Raw genomic sequence first — 20,984 nt, 5'->3', positions numbered from 1 at the left:
TCAGGCCTCGCCGCTGCCCAGCAGCCCGTGGCGCACGGCAAAGTCGAACAGCGCCGCCTCGGTGTCGAGGTCGAGCTTGCGCATGGCGGTCTGCTTTTGTGCGCTGATGGTCTTCACGCTGCGGTTGAGCTGCACGGCGATCTCGCTGATCGTCTGGCCGGTCACGTACATGCGCAGCACTTCCAGCTCGCGCTTGCCGAGCGTGGCGATCGGGTCGTCCTCGAGGGGCTCGGGTTCGGGCGTGCGCCGGATCAGCTTGGCATCGAGCTGCGGTGACAGATAGATGCGGTCGTTCAGCGCCGCCCGCATGCCTTCAAGGATGTGCTGCGGCTCGTCGGATTTGCTGACGATGACCTTGATGCCCGCGCGCAGGATATTGCTCATCAGGGCGCGCGTTTCGAGCATGGTCAGCACCATCACGCGCAGGTCTGGGTGACGGCGCACCAGGAATTCGAGCAGGATGATGCCGTCGCCATACCGGCTGCCCGGCATGGCGTAGTCCGTGATGGCAATGTCGCAGCGCACGCGGCCCAGCACGGCGATGAGTTCGTCGGCGTTGCTGGCTTCGCCCACGACCTCGAAGCCGTCAACCGCCGACACGAGCTGCCGCACGGCGGCCACCACGCCAGGGTGATCATCTGCAATGACGAGTTGGATGGGGGCCTGCATGTCGACGTATCTCCGAGCGTGTAACGTGCGGCAACCTGTTTGCCGCATTGCTGAGAATCGCCGATGCCGCCAGCGTGGAACATCGGAAAAGTCTTATTAGTACGCCCTGTTCTGCGCGCTTTTGGTGCAAATCTGTTGCAGTACGTTGTGATTGTGGCTTGCGGTCCGGGTCAGGGCGGCGCCCGGGTGCGTGGCACAATGCTCGCAATTTCTTCGCACGCGCTACGTTCCGACTTCCGATGACGCTCACTCCCCCGACAGCACTTTCTGCGGCCGCGCGCCAGCAGAGCGCCGAACGCTCCACGCTGGTGAGCGCGGGCGTCAATTGCCTGCTCTCGGTGGGGCAGATTGCGGCGGGGCTGTGGTCGCATTCGCAGGGCCTGGTGGCCGATGGGCTGCACACGCTGTCGGACCTGATTGCCGATGGCATCGTCTTCATTGCCAACCGCAACAGCCACAAGGGGCCGGACGAAGATCACCAGTACGGTCACGCGCGCTACGAGAACGCAGCGTCGCTGGGGCTGGGGTTGCTGCTGGTCGGGGCGGGCGCGGGCATGATTTGGGCCGCGGTGCAAAGCCTGCGCTCGCCGCAAGGGCCGGCGCCGGTGCATGGCCTGGCGCTGGTGGTGGCGCTGATTGCGCTGGCGGCCAAGGAGGGGCTCTTCCGTTACATGCTGGCCGTGGCCAAGCGCATCAACTCACGCATGTTGATCGCGAATGCATGGCATGCGCGCTCCGATGCGGTGTCGTCATTGGTGGCGGCGATCGGCGTGGCTGGCAACCTGATGGGCTATCACTGGCTCGACCCGGTGGCAGCGTGCGTGGTGGGGCTGATGATCGGCCGCGTGGGCGTGCGCTTTGGCTGGGAAGCGCTCAACGACCTGATGGATCGCGCATTGCCGCCATCGCAGGTGGAAGCTGTCCATGCGAGCCTTGCCGCCACGCCGGGCGTAATCAACGTGCATGACCTGCGTACGCGCGTGACGGGCGACCAGGCGCTGGTCGATGCGCATATCGAGGTGGATCCGCGCGTCTCTGTGAGCGAAGGCCACGCGATTGCCGTGCGTGCGCGCGTTAATGCGCTGGCCGCACATACGGCGATGGCCGTGCTCGACGTGCAGATCCACGTTGACCCGCGCGAGCGCATCGCCACCGACCCCGTCCCGCTACCGGATCGTGATGCGCTGCGCGCCGCGCTGGCGCCACTCCTGCCGTCCGGCACGCCGCTCGATGCGCGCCACTGTGTGTTGCACTACGTGGATGGCTTTGTGGAAATGGACTTGATCCTGCCGCCCGCGTTGGCCGCTGAGCACGCCCGCATTGCCGAGGCCATCCACGCCAAGTGGAACGGCCTCGTGCACCTGCGCGTGCTGATTGCCGCCGCTTAAGCCTCCAGCATTAGCGGCACTGGTCGATCGCGTTGACCGGCTGCGCCTTGGTTGGGTCGAAGCGCAACTGCTCCAGCCCCTTCTCTGTCAGTGACAGCCAATCGAGCGCGCCCGAGGTGCGCTGCAAGCCGGTGCTGCCCACCGGGCGCCAATGCACGCGCTTGCCGTCGGTGTTCATCAGCGTGGCAGACAGCGTGAGCGAATCCGGCCCCGCTTGCAGTTGCAGCAGGCGGCCGTCAGCGGCGGGTGTGTAAGCGGTGTTCTGGTTCACGGCGATGCCCGCTTCGCGCACGATTGCCGGCATGCACGGAATGGACGCGCGCACCTTGCCCGTGGGATCGATCAGATCGGCAAAGCCGTTGCCCTTGGCCACGCCCACCAGCAGGAAGCGCTCGATCGCCGGCATCCACGTGATGCTGTAGGTGTAGTACTGCAGATGCTTGTGCAGGAGTTGCTCGCCGGTAACGCGCCCGCTGACCGGATCAAAGATGGCGACCTTCAGGTTGGCTTCGGTCTGCCCCGGCACGAACTGCTGCCAGGCCAGTAGCGCATTCGTGTTGCCGCCGGCCACCACGGGCCACCATTCGCGGCGTTGATCTGCAACATCGACGTTGTGCAGGCGGCGGCCCCGCCCGTCATAAACCTTCAGGTAGACGCCGTTGCCACTGCCGAGGTTATCGACGCCGCCGCCCGTGATCCAGCCATCGGAATAGAACACCACGAAGCGATCGCCCACGGCCGCGATATGGCCCGAGTGGCCGCCCGATTCCACCTGCTGCGGATACGGCTTGATGGGCCGCAGCGCCGTGTCGTAGATGCCAAAGCGCTGCGTGACGTTTTCCGGCGCCTTCCAGCCGTCTTCAAACGACACCATCACCTGGCCCGAGCGGTTGCGCGCCACTGTCACAGGCTCTTGCGCTTCTGGCTTTTGGATGAAGATACGCGGGGCATCGAGCACGCCCGTATCGGCATGCCATTGCGCGACATACACGTCGTGCGGCCAACTGCCGCTGCGGTCGGCCCCGCGCGGCGGCAGACCCGACGCGCTGAAGAACACGTTGAAAGTGTTGGCGGCCGCAGCGGGTACCGCGCTGATGCCGTGCATGTACTGGCGCGGATCAGGCGCGCTGGCAGTAGCAACGGCAGGTACGGCCAACGCGCAGGCGAGGGCCAACAGGGTACGGCGCAGGAAAGACAATCGGGACACGTGACGCTCCATCTTCATCGGTGGCTAGGTGGCGGTTCCAGAAACCATTGGGCCACAGGCACCCGCCGAAGTTGCTGCGCGGATGGGGGAGCCCGTTTGGCGGAGTGCCGCGGCCGCGCTGGTTTTACCCCCCGCCGTGGCAATCAAGTTTCGGTCCCGTATGCCGTTCTTCACAAACAAGAGCGGAACTCATTCCGCCAATCCCTTCCCAGCGCGGCCACAGCGGGTACAAGCTCGCCGCTGATCGCGCAAAAAAACCGGGCGCCAGAACCGACCCAGCGAGAACAACATGACCCAGCGACTCGACGCCCGATGGCGAAGCGAAGTGACCGAGGCTCTACGTACCGTGGAGGCGCAGTTCGGCGTGGCACTGCAAAGCCTGCCGCGCGAGGCGCTTGTCGCGGCCCTGACCGACGCCGTCTGGGCGCAGCGTGCCGCCTATGCACGTGTGCGCCAGAGCCTGGTCGCATGTCCTGAGCTGGCAGATGAATCGATGTAACCGGCGCGCCCCGGTGCCGCCGTTGTTTTCAAGAAGGTGAAGTGATGCGGTACTGCGGTTCGCTGGATCTGGACCATCTGCTGCGCCAGCCGTTTGCCCAGCTCGGCCGGCTAGTGCGCGATCAGGACTCGGGGCAGCCTTTGCCTCCGGTGGAGGTGGCCGCGCGCGCGGTCTTGCTGCGTGCTGCCGGCTACGAGGTCATGCCCACCTGCGGGCACCATGACCGACGCGGCTTCTGCCTCGGCCACGCAGACCAGATCATCGGGATGTAAGCGCCCCGCCTACGACGCATGCGCCACGTGCGCGCAGCCCTGCGCACACGCTGTTGCGAGCGCGCGTCACGGCATTCAAAAACGGCATGACCGCGTGGTGTGTGGAGCACCCGCAAAGCGTTGACTGGCGCACCTTTGCGGGCAATCCGTTGCCAAAAAGCAAACGGTAAAAATGACTTACATTCCGGTCCTTTTTCGGCCCTTGGTTCTGGTGCATCCTGAATCAAGATAGATCGCACGGATGGCAGAGTGTGCGACGTCGGACGCAACGTCAGGCCGGAAGTCGGAAGTGAATCGAATCGGCGACGCCTGCAGACCTGGGGTCAGGGGAAAGAACATGAAAACGCAATATCTCAGCAAACAAGAAATCTACGACGGCGCAGTCCGCCATCTGTTTGGCCAGGGCGGCGCCGCCATCCTGCCGCGCGGCGGTGCCGCGTATCACGGCCAGGGCGGCCGCTGCTGCCCCATCGGCAACCTGATTGGCGTGCGTGACTACACGACGTCGATGGAGAGCGTGCCGGTGCGCTACATCCTCAAGCCGACCAACGAGATTCCGCGTTACATGGACGCCGGCGTCATCGCGCTGCGCCGTGCGCTCAAGCGTGCCCGCATCGACGTGGACGATCGTGACACGGTTGAGCTGCTCTCCAAGCTGCAGAACGCGCACGACGTGTTCGGCACGTGGGAGTGGAAGGAACGCCTGCAGTCGATCGCGCGCCAGTTCGGCCTGAGCGGCGCCGTTGTCGATACTGTCGAATCATTCTGACCGGCCGGCCGGTCACAGATCACCCTATAGAAGGTGACGCCATGCAAGGGAAGGGGACGTTCCTCGCTATCGAGGACATTTTTGAACGCGTGCGCACGCACCTGCTCGCGCAGCAATGCCGCTCCGAAGATGCCGACGGCGAGCCGCGTTACCGCGGGCTGGACAATCGCCGCTGCGGCGTCGGCATTCTCATTGACGACGCGTTTTATTGCAGCGCGATCGAGCGTCTGGGTGTGAGCCTGCTGCGCGTGCCCAGTGACGATCCGCTCGCGCGGGCGCTGCGCTGCTCCGGCGTGAATGTCGACGATGATCAGGTGGTCGATCTGCTGATCGATCTGCAGGACATCCACGATCTGGCGGCCATCGAGCGTTGGCCTGCTGCGCTGGAAGACATCCAGCGTCGGTTGCCCGCTACGCCGATAGCGGCCTGAACGATTCCACCTCCGTGCGAACCCGGCCCTGCGCCGGGTTTGTCATTTCAGCGCATCCAGTTCGGGGTAGTGGCGGAAGATGCCCATTGTGTTGAACGGAATGCGCCGCGGCGATTCCAGATACGCCGCGATGTTCGGTTGCGCCGCTACGCGGTCATGCAGCGCCACAAGGTGCGGCAGCTGGCGCGCGTAGCGCTGCATGTGACGCGGGAAGGCGTAGCGCAGCCCCGCCACGATCTGGAACAGTGATAGGTCCACATACGTCAGCGCATCGCGCACGGCCCAGGTCGGGCCAGCGGGGTTGCGCTCGAGCACGCGCTCGAAGTAGCGCAGGAACTTGGGCGCGCGATGATCCAGAAAGTCCTGCGTGCGGCGCTTCGCTTCAGCTTGCTGGTCTTCGTAGTACTCGCCTGAGGCGATGGGGTGATGCGTATCGTGAATCTCCACCACGAAATCGGCAATGGTCAGTTGCAGACCGTGCGACCACAGGCCACCTGCTTCGTCGTGCGGAGCCAGGCCGTAGTGCTGGCCCAGGTAGAGCAGGATGTTGGCCGTCTGCGCGATCACCAGTTGGCCGGTCACCAGAAACGGCGGCGCGAACGGCGGTGTGGGGATTCCCGCGTCGTCGAGAAACGCTTTGATGGCGGCTTCGTCTTCGCGGCCGAGGTCGGTGTAGGGCACGGCGGCCTGTTCCAGCGCGAGCCGGACGAATTCGCCGCGGCCCTGGATTTCGGGCCAGTAGTAGAGCGTGGTTTCCATGGTCGGGCGGATGAACGCGATGGCAGTTGCGCAGCAAGATCAATGCCCCTGCCGCACTGCAGCAGGCGTGGCGGTTGAGAACGATAATAGGCGGTCGCCCCTGAACTGCCAGCCGCCGTGAACGCCCCGCTTTCCTCTTCGCCTGCCCCTGTGCCCGCCATCGAACCCGCCGATCCTTCCCGCTGGCTGGTCCGGGGCCATCCCGGTTATCTGCGCGCCAATCTGGCGTTGTTTGCAGCGGGCTTCTCCACGTTCTCGCTGCTGTATTGCGTGCAGCCGCTGATGCCGATGCTGGCGCACGACTTTGGCCTCACGCCTGCGCAGACGAGCCTCGTGCTGTCGGTGTCCACGCTGTTGCTGGCGTTCGCGATTCTGTTTGCGGGGCTGCTGTCGGAGTCGATCCATCGCAAGACGCTGATGGGGGTGTCGCTGGCGCTGTCGTCGGCGTTCACGCTGGCGGCCGCGGTGTTGCCGGGCTGGCACGGGTTGCTGGCCACGCGGGCACTGCTTGGCATTGTGCTGGGCGGTGTGCCGGCGGTGGCGATGGCCTATCTGGCCGAAGAGGTGCATCCACAAGGGCTGGGCATGGCGATGGGCCTGTACATCGGCGGGACAGCGTTCGGCGGCATGGCTGGCCGCGTGCTGACAGGCGCCGTGGCCGACCACTTCGGCTGGCGCGCCGCCATGGGTTTTACCGGCACTCTGGGTCTGCTGGCAGCGCTGGCTTTTGTGTGGCTGCTGCCGCCGTCGCGCCGCTTTGTGCCGCGCAAGGGCGTGGCGCTGGGCGATCTGTTCGAAACGCTGGCCGCACATCTGCGTGAGCCGGGTCTGCGCGCGCTGTTTGCCATGGGCTTTCTGCTGATGGGTGGCTTCGTCACGATCTACAACTACGCGAGCTTCCACTTGCTTGATGCGCCGTATGCCCTCAGCCAGACGGCGGTGGGCGGCATCTTTATGGTGTACCTGCTGGGCATTGGCGCATCGGCATGGTTCGGCCGATTGGCCGATCGCCATGGCCGGGGCCGCATGCTGCTGGCGGGCACGGTGCTGATGTCGGCTGGCGTGCTGCTGACGCTGGCCGCGCCGCTGGTGCTGGTGATTGGCGGCATCGCGCTGCTGACCTTTGGCTTCTTTGGTGCGCACGCGGTGGCCAGCGGCTGGGTGGGACGCCGCGCGCAGCGTGCCAAGGGGCAGGCTGCGGCCCTGTATTTGCTGGCGTACTACCTGGGCTCCAGCCTGATCGGCACAACAGGCGGCAAGCTCTATGCGCCGTGGGGCTGGCCCGGTGTGGTGGCGCTGGTGATGGCTTGCATGGCCTGTGCGCTCGGCACGGCGGCCTGGCTCTGGCGTCGGGCTCCACTGCCGCCGGGTGCCAAGCGCTGAGGTTGTGCGCCCAGGGAATTCGCGTATCGTGCCGTGATCGATGTCTGCACGATTGCTTTCCCCCTGTCATGCGTACTCATTCTTTATGTTGGATGCGGCGACTGTGGCCGCTCGCATTGGTCCTGTTTGTTCTGATGGCCGGCGCGGCCCACGTGGCCGACGCTGCACCGGTGTCGTTTGCCAAGCTCGCCGGGTTGTCGACTTCCACCGCGAGCGCATCGGCACCGGCGGCGGATCCTGCGCAGACGCGCCAGTCGCTCGACACCGTCATCACGCTGCTCAACAACGACGAGCAGCGCGCCGCCCTCGTCAATGAACTGAAGCAATTGCGCGACGGCATGAGCGCACAGCAGAAGGTGCAGGCCGAACAGGCTCCCGGCCTGCTGGGCGCGGTGGCCTCGCTCATCGAGAGCGGCTCGCTGCAGGCCGACGTGCAAGCCGGGGCCCCGCGTTACTGGCTGCGCCGTATCGAGGCGGCCAGCGGTAACGCCAGCCTGCTCATCGCGCCCGACAAACGCATGCCGCTTATTGCCGACTTTGCGGGCACTGTTGGCATCTGGGCCGCCATTGCCGGTGGCTTGCTTGGCCTGGGTTGGCTCATCCGCCGTGTGTTCGGCCTCACCACCGGCCTCGGGCCGCACCCGACCACGCGTGCGTTGTTTATCGATGCGCTGCGCAAGATCGGCCCATGGGCCATTTCCTTTGCCGTGATCATGCGGCTGGAGCACGATGCCTCGCCTGGGTTTGTGCTGGCGCTGGTGCTGGCTTACGCCATCGTCTGGGGCGCGATCATTACGGCGGGCGTGGCGATGCTGTTCTCGCTCTTCTCCGGCAGCGCGCACCGGCGCGTGGCGGTGGAGTATCTCTTCAAGCACGGCATGTGGCCGATCTTCCTGACGGCCAGCCTGGGCGCTTGCGGCGATGCGCTGGTCGACCCGCGTGTTGCCCTGGTGCTGGGCGGCTCGCTCAGTCTGCTGCTGGCCACGGTGTGCAACGTGGTGTCGTCATTGATGCTGGCGGTGGGCGCGTTGTGGGCACGTCGGCCGATCGGCCAACTGATCGCCAATCGCCCGCTGGAACTGCGCAGCGGCGAGCACACGGGCAACCAGGTCCGCCGGCTGTTGGCAGCGTTCTGGCCGGTGCCGGTGGTGGTGCTGGCCGGCGCCACCATGGTGGCCACGCTGACGATGCCCGGCAACGTTGATGTCGTGGCGCGCCGCGCGGTGATGACCTCTTTGCTGCTGGTGGCGGCGTTCTTCCTGTCGGCGCTGATCCGCCCGCGCGCGAACTGGCGCTCGCATCTGCGTCTGGCGCGCAGCTCGCCCTACGTAGAGCGGCTCAAGCATTTCGTTGGCGCGCTGGTGAAGCTCGCCATCTGGATCGCTTTCCTGGAGCTGGTGCTGCGCGTGTGGGGCCACACACTGGTGGAGGTGACGCACAGCTCGGTCAATGGCAAGCGCATCGCCGATGCCATGGTGGGGCTGATCGGCACTGTGTTTGCCACCTGGCTCGTCTGGATTCTGCTCGACACGGCGATCCTGCGGGCGCTGTCACCGGCCTCGGCGCGGGCGCAGCCCAGCACCCGCGCGCTTACCATCCTGCCGCTGCTGCGCAACGGCCTGAAGGTGACGCTGGTGGTGACGGCCAGCATTGGCGTGCTGGCCAATCTGGGCGTGAACGTGACGCCGCTGGTCGCGGGTGCCGGGGTGATCGGCCTGGCGGTGGGTTTTGGTGCGCAGTCGCTTGCGCAGGATTTCATCACCGGCATCTTTATCCTGATGGAAGACACCATCAGCGTGGGCGATACGGTGGACGTGGGGGTGGCGTCAGGCACCGTCATCAACCTGACCATTCGCACGGTGCGGCTGCGCGACGGCACGGGCGCGGTGCTGTCGATTCCGTTCAGCCAGATCAAGACGGTGCGCAACCTCTCGCGCGACTACTCGTTTGCCGACTTTGAGGTGCGCGTGGCGATGGATGCCGAGCCGCAGCAGGCGATTGATCTCGTGCGCGCAGCGGCTGACCAGATTGCCGGCGAGCCGCGCTTTGCCTATACGTTGCTCGGCGGTGCGGAAGTCTTCGGGCTGGATCGCTTTGACGGCGGGGCGATGATCGTCAAGGGGCGGTTCAAGACGCGGCCGCAGAAGCAGGCGGATGTGCTGCGGGCGTTCAATGTCGTGCTCAAGGCCATGTTTGATCAGGCGCATGTGCCGCTGGCGACGCCGGGGACGGTGTTGCGGACGTCTCCGGCGTTTGAGCAGTGGATGACGCAGGTTTCGCCAAATGCGGAGAAAGGGGCGTCCGCTTCCCATGAGCCGCCTGCCGCTGCGCCGGCTTAAGGGCGCTGGTGGTTTGCTGATGTTTCGTCCCCTGCGGGGGGCGACTCCAGGGCGCCATCCAGGGCAGGGTACGGCCACACCGGCTGGGCGCATGTGTTGGCGCCAAGGTTGTTCGGGTGGCCGTGTGCCGGGTTTTAGAACCCGTGGCGCATGCCCACCATCACGCCGGTCTGCGAGGCCTTTGGCAATGCGGCGGCCAGCACGGTGCCGGCGTCTTTCTGGTGGGTGTAGTCCATGCCGACGTACAGCCACGTGCGCTTGCTGACCACGTAATTCATGATCGCGTAGGCGGTGTAGCGCAGGCCGTCGGGGTCGCGCTGGCGGGTCGCCATGCCGCCCACTACCAGGTTGTATTGCCCGCTGAAGTCGTACTTCACGCCGCCGAGGATGAGGTCGTTCCTGGTGGGTGTGCCGTCGCGGTAGTTGATGTAGCCGAGCATCAGCTTGGCCGGCCCGAGCTGTACGCTGCCGCCTGTCGTCCATGTGCGGGTGCCGACCGATTGCAGGTCTTTCTGCTGTTCCCATGCGCCGCCAAAGGCGAACGGGCCGCTGGCGTAGTTGAGCGACAGCGCGCTGTAGTTGCCCGCCGAGAACGCGCCCGCCTGTTCGCCCATGCCGACCATCACGCCTGGGCGCCAGCCGTTGAAATCACCCACGTACTTGACCGCGTTGTCGATGCGCACACCGGTGGCGGTGACGTGCCAGGCCGTCGCGCCAAGATTGCCGATGGAGAGCGCGTCGTACTGGCCGGCCGTGTTGAAGACGAGGTTCTCTTGCCGGCCGAACGTTAGCGAGCCGAAGCCGCCTTCCAGCCCGACATATGCCTGACGCCCGAATAAGCGCGACGTCGCCGGTGTGGTGGGCTTGTAGCCGCCCAAGCCCATGTCGTTGGTGGAACCCACACCCGTATCCGGTGCGAAACCGCTGACCAGGTGGAACACGGCCTTCAACCCGTTGCCCAGGTCTTCGGAACCACGAATGCCGAAGCGGCTGCCGCTGTAGTAGCCGCCCGCCATTTCAGCCTTGCCGTGGCCGGCTGCGTCGTTGTTGGTGCTGTAGCGCAGGCCGGTTTCCATCACGCCGTACAGCGTGACGCTGGATTGCGCGTGCGCCGCGCTGCAGGCGAGCAGTGCCGACAGTGCCGTCAGTCTGATCGCCGACAGCGGCATGGAACGGATCGAAGTGGTCATGTGGCTCCCTTATTGTCGTAACGACTGTTGTATCGCCGGAATGGGTTTCCGGATTGGCTCGGGGGCCGACTCTCGGGCAAGTTGCGTCTGTAAGGTTTGAAGTTACGCAGGCACTGGCAAAGCGCCGCACACGTCGCGTGCGATGGGGTGTCGCGGGCCCTGCATCTGACGGGCGTAAACCGCAGACTTACAGATTCTTGGGGGTTTTCCCTCGGGCAGGCGGCGTGGTGCGGGGCTGCCGCTACACTGGCGGCGCTGATTTCCGATCGCCACTCCGCGCACTGCCATGCTTTCGCTCTCCGTTCCCGTGCTCAATGCCCTGCGTGACAAGCTGCCCGCGCTCTCGCCGGCGCAGCAGGGCGTGGCACGGCTGATCCTGGAGGCGCCGGAGCTGTCGCTGGAGCAATCGGTGGAGACGTTGGCCGTGCGTGCCGGTGTGTCGATGCCGACCATCGTGCGGATGTGCCAGGCGCTCGGCTTTGAAGGCCTGCGCGAGTTCAAGGCCACGCTGGCCGCAGAGCTGGCGCACGCGCAGCCGACACTGCCCGGCCACATTGGCCGGGCCGATCCGCCGGCGCTGGTGGCCAGCAAGGTCATCGACGGGGCCACGCGGGCGCTGGCCAAGCTGCGGGAGTCGCTGTCCATCGCGCAAGTCGACGCCGCTGCCGAGCGCATCGCCCGCGCGCGCCGCGTCGATTGCTATGCCGCCGGTGCCGCGTCATCGTTCATGGCCAACGATATGCAAGCGCGGTTGATGCGGCTGGGGCTGGCGTCCAATGCCTACTTCGATGCGCACCTGCAACTGGTGTCGGCTGCCATGCTGGGCGCGTCCGATGTTGTGGTCGCGTTCTCGCACGTGGGGCGCATGCCGTATCTGCTGGAGTCGATTGCCTATGCGGCCGAGCAGGGTGCCTGCGTGATCGCCATCACCCAGGCGGGCACACCGTTGGCTGAGCGCGCACAGATCGCGCTGACGGTGGATGTGCCGGAAGATGCGGTGATGCGGGTGGGCACCGAGGCGTACCTGGTGCATCTGACCGTCATCGAGATTCTGATGACCTGCGTGGCGCAACGCCGCGATGAAATGGTGCGCTCGCGCATGCGGGCGATCCAGCGGCTGCTGACCGAGCGCAGCGTCGACCGCCCATAGAAACGCGATCAGGACGATGCTGGCGGTCCCGCAGCGCCTTGCCGTACTGCTTGTACTGTCTGCGGTGCCGCTAAACCACCAGAACCGCTTCGCCTCGCCCTGATCGCATTTCTGACATCAGAGCCGCGTCACCGCCAGCCCGATCGCCAACAAGCCCCCCAGTCCGAAGATCGTCCAGCCGACCGTGCGGCGCTTGGTGGTCATCACCCATAGCCACAAGCCCGAGATCGACAGAAAGAGGATGCAGCCGGCCAGCGTGTCGACCAGCAAAATCCACGGCGCCGTCATGCCGCGGCCCAGGTGCAGGCTGATCAGCTTGCCCAGGATGCCGTTGTCAGTCTGCCGGGCTTGCGCCCAATGGTTGCTGACCCAGTACTCCACCTGAAGCTGTGTGCTGGCGTTACCGAAGCTGAAGCTCCACTGCTCGGGCTGCATCGGCGCTTGGGCGGCGATGCGCCCGCCGTCGGTCTGATCAGCGGGTTCAGCCCAAGGGACCGGCTTGGCGCGTTCGACGCGGATGCGGCTGGGCGGCTCCCGCAATTGCAACGCCTGCTGCAACCTGGCGCCCATCGCCTCCGGCGTGCCCGGCAACGGATCGGACAGAGCGATCCGCTTGGTGGTCTTCTGCTGGGCCACCGGCAGTTTCATCACCGCGCGGTGGTTCAGCCAAATGCCCGACACGCCGAAGATCAGCCCCATCACCGCGCCCCACAGGCCGAACCAGCCGTGCGTCTTGCGCAGCCAGCGGACGACCGTGGCGCGGCGGTTGGCGGGGTGTTCGGCTTTGGCTTTGGCCGGGCGCGCGTTGGCAGCCGGTTTGGCGGCGGGCTCAGCCGAAAGCGGGGGATGGAGCAGGTCGGTCATGAAGCACAAGGCAGCGCAAGGGCTGCCCGAGGGGGCAAATCGGCCGGCCAATATAAATGAGAATGATTCTCGCTGCAATCAAGCGCGGGTTACAGCGTAATACGCTCCAACGCGCGCCGCGATGCTTCATCTGCCGGGTAGAAGCATTCGATGCGCATCTCCTGCAGCCCTGCATCGCGCGGCGTGCCCAGCGTGGTGAGCGTGCTGAACAATGAGATCGTCACGCCGTCCCGCTGCAGCGTGACGGGCAGGAAGGGCGGCGGATCGCCAGCGTCCGGCATGGGGGAAGATTGCGCAGGCGCATCCGCCGCGTCAAACAGCGCCGGCTGCAGCGCGCGAATGTCCGTCAGCAAGCGCTGCGTGGCCGGGTCGATGGCGTGCAGTGCCAGTTCCTGCCGCACGCGCCGGGCCAAGTAGCGGCCGACGGCCTCACGGTTGACGATGGCCGGCCAAAGCGCAGCCGGGTCGAACACCAGCTTCATCATGTTGACGGCACCCGCAGTGGGTTCGGCCCCGCCTTCGGCCCGGTCGTCGCCGATGGCCCATCGCATCAGGCGGCGGTGCGCGGCGTTGGCGTCGAGCACGTGCCAGAAACGGTCGAGCACGATGGCCGGATACGGCGCCTGCTTGTCGAGGATCAGCTTCACCGCATGACGCACCGCCAGCATCATCGGCGAGGCCGCGTCGGCGGCTGTGGAGAGGCCCTGTTCCGAATAGGCTGGGGCGAAACCGCCGGCGAGCAGCATCTGATTGCGATGGCGCAGCGGCACGTTCAGCTCCTCGGCCAATTGCAGGATCATGTTGCGGCTGGGGGTGGCGCGCGCCGATTCCAGAAAGCTCACGTGCCGCTGCGACACGCCGGCCGCCAGCGCCAGAGCGAGCTGGCTGTAACCACGCCGGGTGCGCCAGAAACGCAGCAACTGCGGAAAGCGCGAGAGCGCGGCTGGGGGTGGCTCAAGCGGCGCGATCGCTACCTGGGCGGTATGGGCGTCATCAAGCGCGAGCGTGTCAGCGGACGAAGGCTGGGCGGGTTTCATGTCACCTATTGAAGCAGAGTCAGGTAGGTGCGGCGATTACCTGTCGCGTAATTGTGACCGCACCCGCCGCTGCCAATACTGCATCCATTCCGCTTAATTCGATGCGCCCCCAAGTCGAGCACCTCATGCAGCGCGAACCGATCGATTACCCCGCCGATGCCCTTCCCACGCGCGAAGACCACGTCCGCACGGCAGACGGTTGGACGCTGCCAGTCACCATTACCAGCCCCGGCCTGGGTGCGCGCGGTACGGTGGTGATCTGCTCAGCGCTCGGCGTGCCGCGCCCGTTCTACGGCGCGTTTGCGCGCGCGCTGTGCTTGGCCGGGTGGCGTGTGGTGACGTTCGACTATCGCGGCATTGGTGAGGCGGTTGCCACTGGGCCAGGCACGCCGCACTTTGCCGACTGGGGCCGGCAGGATATCGACGCGGTGCTGAAATGGGTGCACGACACGCTCGTCCCCGAAGGTTGTGGCGGCCGCAAGCTGGTGGTGCTGGGCCACAGCGCGGGCGGGCAACTGGCGGGATTGGCGCCGCACATCGTGCATGCCGATGGGCTGGTGCATGTGGCAGTGTCGCTGGCGAATGCGCGGTTGTGGCCGTGGCGCGGGCCGCTGACCCGGCCGCAACTCACGTGGTTGTTGCGCGTGCGGATTCCGCTGGCGGTGGCGCGCGCACGCGGCGGCATGCTGCCGCTGGCGGCTGTCGGGATGGGGCCGATGTCGATTCCCGCCACCATCCTGGGCGACTGGGCGCGCTTTGCCCGCCGGCGCGGTTACCTCTTTGCGCCGCGCGCCGGGCTGGATACGTCGCGTTACGCGAGGCTTGCCGTACCGCTGCTCGCCTGGGGGTTTGACGATGACCCGATGGCGCCGGCCAACGCCGTCGATGCATGGGTGGCGCGCTTTCCTGCTGCACGCCTCACCCGCCGCCAAGTGCGTGGCGGCGCGCTGGGCGCTGGGGGCGTCGGTCACATGGGTTTCTTCCGGGCATCGTCCGGCGCGCCGTGGTGGCACGAAACGGTGGCGTGGCTGAATGCCCTCGTCTGAGTGTCCTCGTCTGCGTGCCGGCGCGCTCAGAACGTGTAGACGATGCCCGTGCCGCCAAAGTCGCTCTGCTCGTTCTGCACGGTTGGGTTCGTGGCCACTTTGCCCAGCAGGCGCGAGGTGCCAACGCCGTCTGCACCGCCCGGTGGCGCGCGCTGTGCGGTGCTGCTGCCCGCCATGGCGATTCCGTCGCAGCAGGTGCAGCAGGCGCAGCAGGATCGGCTAACCGCAGGATCAGGCGCCGTCGCTGCCCGGCCGATGCAGAAATGCGCTCGGGCTGCTGCCGAACGCGCGGCGGAACATCGCCGAGAACGCACTCTGGCTGTTGTAGCCCAGTTCCTGCGCAACGCGCGACAGCGGCATCCCCTGCGACATCATCGGGATGGCGCTGGCCAGCACCGCCTGTTGGCGCCACTGCGAAAAGCTCACGCCCAGCTCGTCCCGGAAACGCCGCGCCAGCGTGCGGGCGCTGGCGCCCACGTCGCGGGCGAGAGCGTCGAAGGTGAGCGAGGTGCCAGGGTCGGCCATTACGCGTTCGCACAGGGCGCGCAGGCGCTTGTCGGCGGGCATGGGCAAGTCCAGCGGCAGCGGGGCGCTGCGGCGCAGCTCATCCAGAATGAGCATGGCGAGCGCCTGCTCGCGCGCGGCGGGCAGCGTCTGGCGTACGTCCATCGCGGCAATCAGTTCTCGCAGCAGCGGCGATACCTCCATCACCCGACACTGCGCCAGCGCGCCCGTGACCACCGATGGGTCGGCATACAGCGTGCGCAGGAAGGCCGCCTCCACCACCCACACCTCGTGCTCGATGCCGGGCGGAATCCAGATCGCGCGCGACGGTGGCACCACCCAGGCCGTGTTGCCCGCCTGCACGCGCAGCACGCTGTTGTGGCTGTACGCAACCTGTGCCCACGGATGCGTGTGGCGCGGAAACCGCGTGTTGGCGTCCATCTGCCGCGTGTAGAGCCGCACCGGATGCGCCGCAGAGGGCGGCGTACGGCCTTCGATGTCTGTGGGCAGGAGGCGCTGTGGCATGGCGGGTTGGCGACAAAAAGAGTCGGGCCAGTGTAAATCCGCCCGCAGGACTTGTCGAAGCCACGACGCAATGGCAGGCTAACGCCCGCGCCAGTTATGTTTGGCGCGACACAATAAAGCGGATCGCTCAAGCGGTCTCGACAAAACGCGGTTACCCACGAGGCACGCCGTGAAATGGGTGCGAACAATGCAAACGGGAAATTACACGCGTAGCCGGGGGGCGCGCGGGGCCGGGGCGATGGCGAGCGTGCGGCCGTGGGCCGCGCTTGCCATGTGCGTGGCATACAGTGCGGCGTTGATGGCGCCGGCCGCCCACGCCGATATCAGCGTCATCCAGTCTTTGCCGCTGTCGGGCTCGCAAGCGCTGACGGGGCGGGCGCTGAATGCCGGGGCTCGGCTGTACTTCGACTGGCTCAATCTTGATGGCGGCATCAACGGCGAAATCATTCGCCTGGTGGCTCGCGATGACGAGCAGAAGGTCGAGCAGACCCTGCGCAACGTGCGCGACATGGCCAAGATCGATAACCCTGTGGCGGCGCTCACCGTGGTCGGCACCGCCAATGTGGAAGCGCTCATGCGCAACGGCGTGCTGGCCGAAGCCAACCTGCCGCTGGTCGGGCCCGCCACGGGTGCCTCCAGCATGACCGGCGATCCGCTGGTGTTCCCCATCAAGGCCAGCTACCAGCAGGAAATGGACAAAATGGTGGGCGCGCTCGTCACCATCGGCGTCACGCGCATCGGCGTGCTGTACCAGGACGACGCGCTGGGCAAGGAGGTGCTGGCCGGCGTGGAGCGCACGCTCAAGCCGCACAGGCTAACGATCGCGGCCACGGCCTCGTACCCGCGCAACACCGCCTCGGTAAGCGCCGCTGTGGACAAGCTGCTTGGCGCCGATGTGCAGGCCGTCTTCCTGGGCGCCACGGCGGAACCCGCCGCGCAGTTCGTCAAGCAATACCGCGCACGTGGTGGCGGTGCCCAGCTCCTGGGGCTGTCGTCTATTGATCCCGGCATCCTGCTCAAGGTGGCTGGCATCGACGCGGTGCGCGGCTATTCGCTCGCGCTGGTGATGCCCAACCCCGGCAAGGGCGTGAACCCCGTCATCCGCGAATTCAACCGCGCGCGCACCGCCGTGGGCGCCAAGGACGTCGAACTGTCATTCCGTGCCGTGGAAGGCTTTGTTGCCGCCAAGGTGCTCGCCGAGGCCGTGCGCCGCGCGGGCCCCAAGCCCACGCGCGACCAGGTGCGCCACGAGCTGGCCCGCCTGCGCAACTTTGATGTGGGCGGCGGGTTTGTGGTGGATTTTTCTGACCGCGCGCGACCGGGCTCGCACTATGTGGAGTTGGGCGTGGTGGGGCCGAATGGGCTGGTGATTCAGTAAAGCCTCATGGCTTTTGACTTGGAAGGTACGGCCCAGAGCCCGAAGCGCGAGAGTTTGGGGCTCGCACGCGGTGCCCGGTGCTCAGGCCGGCTGCGCTGGCCCGACGCGGTAATGGTAGGCATAGGCGTTGGCAAAGCCGAGCGAGCGGTACAGGCTGATCGCCGCCACGTTGTCGGCGCCGACCTGTAGATAGGCGGTCAGCCCATCGGCGACATTCTGACGGCGTGCCCAGCCCAGCATGGCTTCAGTGACGGCGTGCCCAGCCCAGCATGGCTTCAGTGACGGCGCGGCCCAGGCCCCGCCCGCGCGCGGCGCTTGCCACGCGCACGTCGAACAGGCCGACGTATGTGCCCGCATGCGCAACGTCCTGCACGGCCAGGCCGATCCCCAGTGTGGTGCCTTGATCATCGCGCAGCGTGATCGCAGCATGTGGGCGGTCGAGCGCGCCGAGCATGGTGCGGCGCGTGGCACGTCCGTGCGCGTTGAGCCCATCGAACTGCGCAAAGGCGTCGTGCCAGGCGTTGGAGATGGCCGTATCGACGCTAATGGTGATGCCGTCGGGCGGTGCGGCGGGGGCCGTGGGCGCTGTGGGCGCGAGCTGTGCCGTCATGACGAAGCTGCTGTCGGCGATGCGGTAGCCGCGCGCTTCAAGCAGCGCATCGACCTCGGGCGAGGCCAGCGGCGTGACGCGCACGATGGGGCAGAGGCCCGCGTGGCGGTAGCAGGTTTCGATGCGGTCCAGGCGGGCCGCATCCAGCGCAGCGCCCGGTGCGCGCGGGTTGGCGGAGTTGGCCCGTTTGGCCAGGCCGCCCGCCATACGCAGCACCCAAGAGCCGTCTTCAATGCTGTGTTCGGGCGGCAGCGCGGCAAAGCCGCAGTGCTCAAGCGCGACGATGTCGGCGATATCGCTCAGGCCGCCCGGGTTGCGCATCGGCGCTCAGGCGGCCGTTGCGGTGCCTGCGCTGTGTTCGTGCTTGCCCGCCGGCTTGACGATCGCCAGCGTGGCAACCAGCCCGCACAGCGCGGCAAACGACACCCACACGCCGGGCATCGCCTTGTTGCCGGTGGTGTGGATCAGCCACGTGGCAATCGCCGGGGTGAAGCCGCCGAAGATGGCCGTGGCCAGGCTGTACGCCAGCGAGAAGCCGGTGGTACGCACTTCCGGCGGCATGATTTCGGTGAGCGTGACGACCATCGCGCCGTTGTAGCTGCCATACAGGAAAGACAGCCACAGCAGCACGGTCAGCATGCGGGCGAACGAAGGTGCGGCCACCAGCCACTGCATGGCCGGGTAGGCCGTCAGCAGCATCAGCACCGTGAAGAGGATCAGCAGCGGGCGGCGGCCGACGCGGTCAGACACTGCGCCCATCACCGGCAGCCAGAAGAAGTTGGATGCGCCCACGCACAGCGTGACGATCAGGCTGTCCATGTTCGACAGGTGCAGCACGCTCTTGCCGAAAGTCGGCGTGTAGGCGGTGATCAGGTAGAACGACACGGTGGTCATCACCACCATCAGTGTGCCTGCGCCCACCAGGCGCCAGTTCTGGCCCATCGAGCGGAACACGGCGGCCAGATCGGGGCGATGCTTGCGCTTCTGAAACTCCTCCGTCTCTTGCAGCGAGCGGCGGATGATGAACAGGAACGGCACGATCAGGCAGCCGATCAGGAACGGCACGCGCCAGCCCCATGCGCTCATTTCAGACGGCGGCAGCAAAGACGACATCAGCACGCCCAGCAGCGCGGCAAACATGACAGCCACCTGCTGGCTGGCCGATTGCCAGCTCACGAAGAAGCCCTTCTTGCCCGGCGTGGAAATCTCCGCCAGGTAGACCGACACACCGCCCAGCTCCACACCGGCCGAGAAGCCCTGCAGCAGCCGGCCGATCAGCACCAGCAGCGGCGCGGCCAGCCCGATGGTGGCGTAGCCCGGCACCAGTGCGATCAGCAGCGTGCCGCACGCCATCAGCGCCAGCGTGACGATCAGGCCTGTGCGGCGGCCATGGCGGTCGATGTAGGCACCCAGGAAGATCGCGCCCAGCGGCCGCATCAGGAAGCCGGCGCCAAAGGTCACCAGCGACAGCATCAGCGAGAGGAACTCGTTGCCGGCGGGGAAGAAGGTATCGGCAATGGCCTTGGCGTAGTAGCCGTAGACCATGAAGTCGTACATCTCCAGGAAGTTGCCGCTGACCACCCGGAAGATGGTGCGGGCCTTGGATTCGTTGGGGTTGTGGGTATGCATGCGGGTCTCACTCAACAGCTTGGGTACAACGTGCGGGCGCGCCGGCTAGCGAATTGCGGGCCGCTTCGTAAAAGGTGGTGATGTGGTAGGGCGTGCTCGACGGCATGTCGGCGCGCAGGCGCTGTCCGGCGGGGTCGATGACTTCGTTCCAGCCGTGCGCGTGCAGGAAGCGCGCCGACCACGCCGGCAGCAGGCGCGCGAGCATGACGCCCTGCGTTTCGGTGCAGAGGGCCAGCGCGCGGCCGTACTCGGTCTGCGCCCAGATGCGCTGGCTGGCATCGCGCATTGTGCCGTCCAGGTTGAGCGACAGGCAGACGCCCTGCGTGTCGGCGTCCACGCCGGCGGCACAGGCGGCATTCACCGCGCGGGCTAGCGTTTCGGCCAGATGCTGGCCGGCTTGGGACTGCGCAAACACATTGGCGTGCGCACGCACGAGGTAGAACCATTCGAACTGGTGGCCGGGCTCGATGCGGTTATTGGCGATGACCTCGGCGCTGGCTTCATCCGCAGTTTCATCAACGGGCAACTCGGCGATGCTGCCCGTGCGTGCGTCGATAAAGCGCGCGAGGATGCCTTCGGCCAGCGTGCGCACACCGGCTTCGGCCCAGGCGGGCGGTTCGGCCAGCGCGGCGGCGGCAAGATACGCCTCGGTCAGGTGCATCACCGGGTTTTGCGCGACGCCGGCCAGCGTGGTGCTGAACGTGGCGTCCATCGATGCGACCGGCAGCGGTTTGGCGCCGGTGCGTGCAAAGCGGCAAGCGATCACGTCGTGCGCGTCGTGCATCAGCGCGGCGGCACGCGGGTCGTCGCTCACGGCCAGCCAATGCGCGGCGGCAAACAGCACGAAGGCGTGCGTGTACAAGTCCTTGGTGGTGTCCTGTGGCGCCAGCGCGCTGTCGATGGCAAACAGCCAGCCGCCTTGGAGGGTGTCGCGAAAGCGCGTATCCAGCGCATGGCACAGGGCGGCGGCACGTTCGGCGCAGAGATCGCGGTGGCGCCCGGAGAGCTGCGTCGCGCGGGCGAAGGTATACAGTTGCCGCGCACATGCCATCGTCCGGTAGCGGGCGGTCGATGCCGGTACCAGCGCGCCGTTGTCGATGACGAGCGCCTCGTAGCAGAGACCGGCTTGCGCGTTCCAGCCCGGGCCTAGCCACATGGGCAGCAGAACGTCGTCGTAGTAGCGCTCGAATGACTCCAGGGCAGCCGCAATGGTGGCGGACGGTTCGGCCGTGGCCGTATCGGGCAGCGGGGGCGTGGAGGATTGTGAAAGCATGTGCGCCGTGATGATCGTGGCGGGCGTCGGCCTGTCGAAAGCGCAGACCGGCAGCTCGGATC

At 66.6% G+C, this 20,984-nt stretch carries 22 protein-coding genes; 10 read left to right on the top strand and 12 right to left on the bottom strand.

All coding sequences use genetic code 11. From position 1 onward, the window contains the following. A complete protein-coding gene (locus tag PSUB009319_RS14995; protein ID WP_124383028.1) occupies positions 1–669 on the bottom strand; it encodes a response regulator transcription factor in 669 nt (222 codons plus the stop codon). 239 nt (positions 670–908) lie between these two features. Between PSUB009319_RS14995 and PSUB009319_RS14990 the strand changes: the two genes are divergently transcribed. Further along, on the top strand, positions 909–2,057 hold the full coding sequence (locus PSUB009319_RS14990) for a cation diffusion facilitator family transporter (RefSeq protein ID WP_124383027.1): 1,149 nt from the start codon (positions 909–911) through the stop codon (positions 2,055–2,057). A gap of 10 nt (positions 2,058–2,067) precedes the next feature. Here PSUB009319_RS14990 and PSUB009319_RS14985 read toward each other — a convergent pair whose 3' ends face one another. Then, positions 2,068–3,282 (bottom strand): hypothetical protein, encoded by a 1,215-nt coding sequence (locus PSUB009319_RS14985; RefSeq protein ID WP_124383026.1) that lies wholly within the window; start codon positions 3,280–3,282, stop codon positions 2,068–2,070. Positions 3,283–3,553: 271 nt separating this feature from the next. Here PSUB009319_RS14985 and PSUB009319_RS14980 point away from each other — a divergent pair, with 271 nt between their 5' ends. The 4 genes from PSUB009319_RS14980 to PSUB009319_RS14965 all read left to right on the top strand — a co-directional run bounded on the left by PSUB009319_RS14980 (position 3,554) and on the right by PSUB009319_RS14965 (position 5,235). Beyond that, positions 3,554–3,763 (top strand): hypothetical protein, encoded by a 210-nt coding sequence (locus tag PSUB009319_RS14980; RefSeq protein WP_124383025.1) that lies wholly within the window; start codon positions 3,554–3,556, stop codon positions 3,761–3,763. A gap of 44 nt (positions 3,764–3,807) precedes the next feature. After that, positions 3,808–4,035: a hypothetical protein gene (locus tag PSUB009319_RS14975; protein ID WP_124383024.1), complete on the top strand. Its 228-nt coding sequence runs from the start codon at positions 3,808–3,810 to the stop codon at positions 4,033–4,035. Between the two features lie 337 nt (positions 4,036–4,372). Further along, entirely contained in the window at positions 4,373–4,804 is a 432-nt protein-coding gene (locus PSUB009319_RS14970) for a hypothetical protein (protein WP_124383023.1), read from the top strand. Between the two features lie 41 nt (positions 4,805–4,845). Then, positions 4,846–5,235, top strand: coding sequence for a hypothetical protein (locus tag PSUB009319_RS14965; RefSeq protein WP_124383022.1), 390 nt, complete (start codon positions 4,846–4,848; stop codon positions 5,233–5,235). 42 nt (positions 5,236–5,277) lie between these two features. Here the strand turns inward: PSUB009319_RS14965 and PSUB009319_RS14960 are convergent, their stop codons facing one another. After that, positions 5,278–5,994 carry a glutathione S-transferase gene (locus PSUB009319_RS14960; protein WP_124383021.1) on the bottom strand — a complete coding sequence of 239 codons (717 nt, stop codon included), beginning with the start codon at positions 5,992–5,994 and terminating at the stop codon, positions 5,278–5,280. A 117-nt stretch (positions 5,995–6,111) separates the two neighbouring features. Between PSUB009319_RS14960 and PSUB009319_RS14955 the strand changes: the two genes are divergently transcribed. Beyond that, entirely contained in the window at positions 6,112–7,377 is a 1,266-nt protein-coding gene (locus PSUB009319_RS14955) for an MFS transporter (RefSeq protein ID WP_124383020.1), read from the top strand. A gap of 68 nt (positions 7,378–7,445) precedes the next feature. Continuing rightward, the gene (locus tag PSUB009319_RS14950; RefSeq protein ID WP_124383019.1) at positions 7,446–9,716 is read left to right on the top strand and encodes a mechanosensitive ion channel family protein; all 2,271 of its coding nucleotides are present in this window, start codon (positions 7,446–7,448) and stop codon (positions 9,714–9,716) included. 134 nt (positions 9,717–9,850) lie between these two features. On the opposite strand, the gene PSUB009319_RS14945 is transcribed toward PSUB009319_RS14950, so the two are convergent. Beyond that, positions 9,851–10,906 carry a porin gene (locus tag PSUB009319_RS14945; RefSeq protein ID WP_124383018.1) on the bottom strand — a complete coding sequence of 352 codons (1,056 nt, stop codon included), beginning with the start codon at positions 10,904–10,906 and terminating at the stop codon, positions 9,851–9,853. A 286-nt stretch (positions 10,907–11,192) separates the two neighbouring features. Here PSUB009319_RS14945 and PSUB009319_RS14940 point away from each other — a divergent pair, with 286 nt between their 5' ends. Then, on the top strand, positions 11,193–12,056 hold the full coding sequence (locus PSUB009319_RS14940) for a MurR/RpiR family transcriptional regulator (RefSeq protein WP_124383017.1): 864 nt from the start codon (positions 11,193–11,195) through the stop codon (positions 12,054–12,056). Between the two features lie 117 nt (positions 12,057–12,173). On the opposite strand, the gene PSUB009319_RS14935 is transcribed toward PSUB009319_RS14940, so the two are convergent. Both PSUB009319_RS14935 and PSUB009319_RS14930 read right to left on the bottom strand, forming a co-directional pair. Next, a complete protein-coding gene (locus PSUB009319_RS14935; protein WP_124383016.1) occupies positions 12,174–12,920 on the bottom strand; it encodes a PepSY-associated TM helix domain-containing protein in 747 nt (248 codons plus the stop codon). A gap of 89 nt (positions 12,921–13,009) precedes the next feature. Continuing rightward, the gene (locus tag PSUB009319_RS14930) at positions 13,010–13,957 is read right to left on the bottom strand and encodes a helix-turn-helix domain-containing protein (protein ID WP_124383015.1); all 948 of its coding nucleotides are present in this window, start codon (positions 13,955–13,957) and stop codon (positions 13,010–13,012) included. A gap of 125 nt (positions 13,958–14,082) precedes the next feature. On the opposite strand from PSUB009319_RS14930, the gene PSUB009319_RS14925 reads away from it, so the two are divergent. Beyond that, complete coding sequence (locus PSUB009319_RS14925) at positions 14,083–15,003, top strand: serine aminopeptidase domain-containing protein (RefSeq protein ID WP_124383014.1); 921 nt, start codon at positions 14,083–14,085, stop codon at positions 15,001–15,003. Between the two features lie 26 nt (positions 15,004–15,029). On the opposite strand, the gene PSUB009319_RS22940 is transcribed toward PSUB009319_RS14925, so the two are convergent. Further along, positions 15,030–15,179, bottom strand: a complete 150-nt coding sequence (locus PSUB009319_RS22940; protein ID WP_185453478.1) for a hypothetical protein — start codon at positions 15,177–15,179, stop codon at positions 15,030–15,032. 55 nt (positions 15,180–15,234) lie between these two features. After that, a complete protein-coding gene (locus PSUB009319_RS14920) occupies positions 15,235–16,032 on the bottom strand; it encodes a helix-turn-helix domain-containing protein (RefSeq protein WP_124383013.1) in 798 nt (265 codons plus the stop codon). 271 nt (positions 16,033–16,303) lie between these two features. Between PSUB009319_RS14920 and PSUB009319_RS14915 the strand changes: the two genes are divergently transcribed. After that, positions 16,304–17,410, top strand: coding sequence for an ABC transporter substrate-binding protein (locus PSUB009319_RS14915; protein WP_124383133.1), 1,107 nt, complete (start codon positions 16,304–16,306; stop codon positions 17,408–17,410). 81 nt (positions 17,411–17,491) lie between these two features. Here PSUB009319_RS14915 and PSUB009319_RS22935 read toward each other — a convergent pair whose 3' ends face one another. Genes PSUB009319_RS22935 through PSUB009319_RS14900 form a run of 4 tightly spaced genes read right to left on the bottom strand, consistent with a single transcriptional unit; the run spans position 17,492 to position 20,922 of the window. Further along, the gene (locus tag PSUB009319_RS22935) at positions 17,492–17,650 is read right to left on the bottom strand and encodes a hypothetical protein (protein ID WP_185453476.1); all 159 of its coding nucleotides are present in this window, start codon (positions 17,648–17,650) and stop codon (positions 17,492–17,494) included. Between the two features lie 4 nt (positions 17,651–17,654). Continuing rightward, positions 17,655–18,341: a GNAT family N-acetyltransferase gene (locus PSUB009319_RS14910; protein WP_124383012.1), complete on the bottom strand. Its 687-nt coding sequence runs from the start codon at positions 18,339–18,341 to the stop codon at positions 17,655–17,657. A gap of 6 nt (positions 18,342–18,347) precedes the next feature. Next, positions 18,348–19,649, bottom strand: coding sequence for an MFS transporter (locus tag PSUB009319_RS14905; protein WP_124383011.1), 1,302 nt, complete (start codon positions 19,647–19,649; stop codon positions 18,348–18,350). A 7-nt stretch (positions 19,650–19,656) separates the two neighbouring features. Beyond that, complete coding sequence (locus tag PSUB009319_RS14900) at positions 19,657–20,922, bottom strand: AGE family epimerase/isomerase (protein ID WP_124383010.1); 1,266 nt, start codon at positions 20,920–20,922, stop codon at positions 19,657–19,659. Between the last annotated feature and the right edge of the window lie 62 nt (positions 20,923–20,984).

The sequence above is a fragment of the Ralstonia sp. SET104 genome, from assembly GCF_003851545.1.
In the GTDB taxonomy this organism is placed as follows: Bacteria; Pseudomonadota; Gammaproteobacteria; order Burkholderiales; family Burkholderiaceae; genus Ralstonia.
This window is presented reverse-complemented; position numbering and strand designations above follow the sequence as displayed.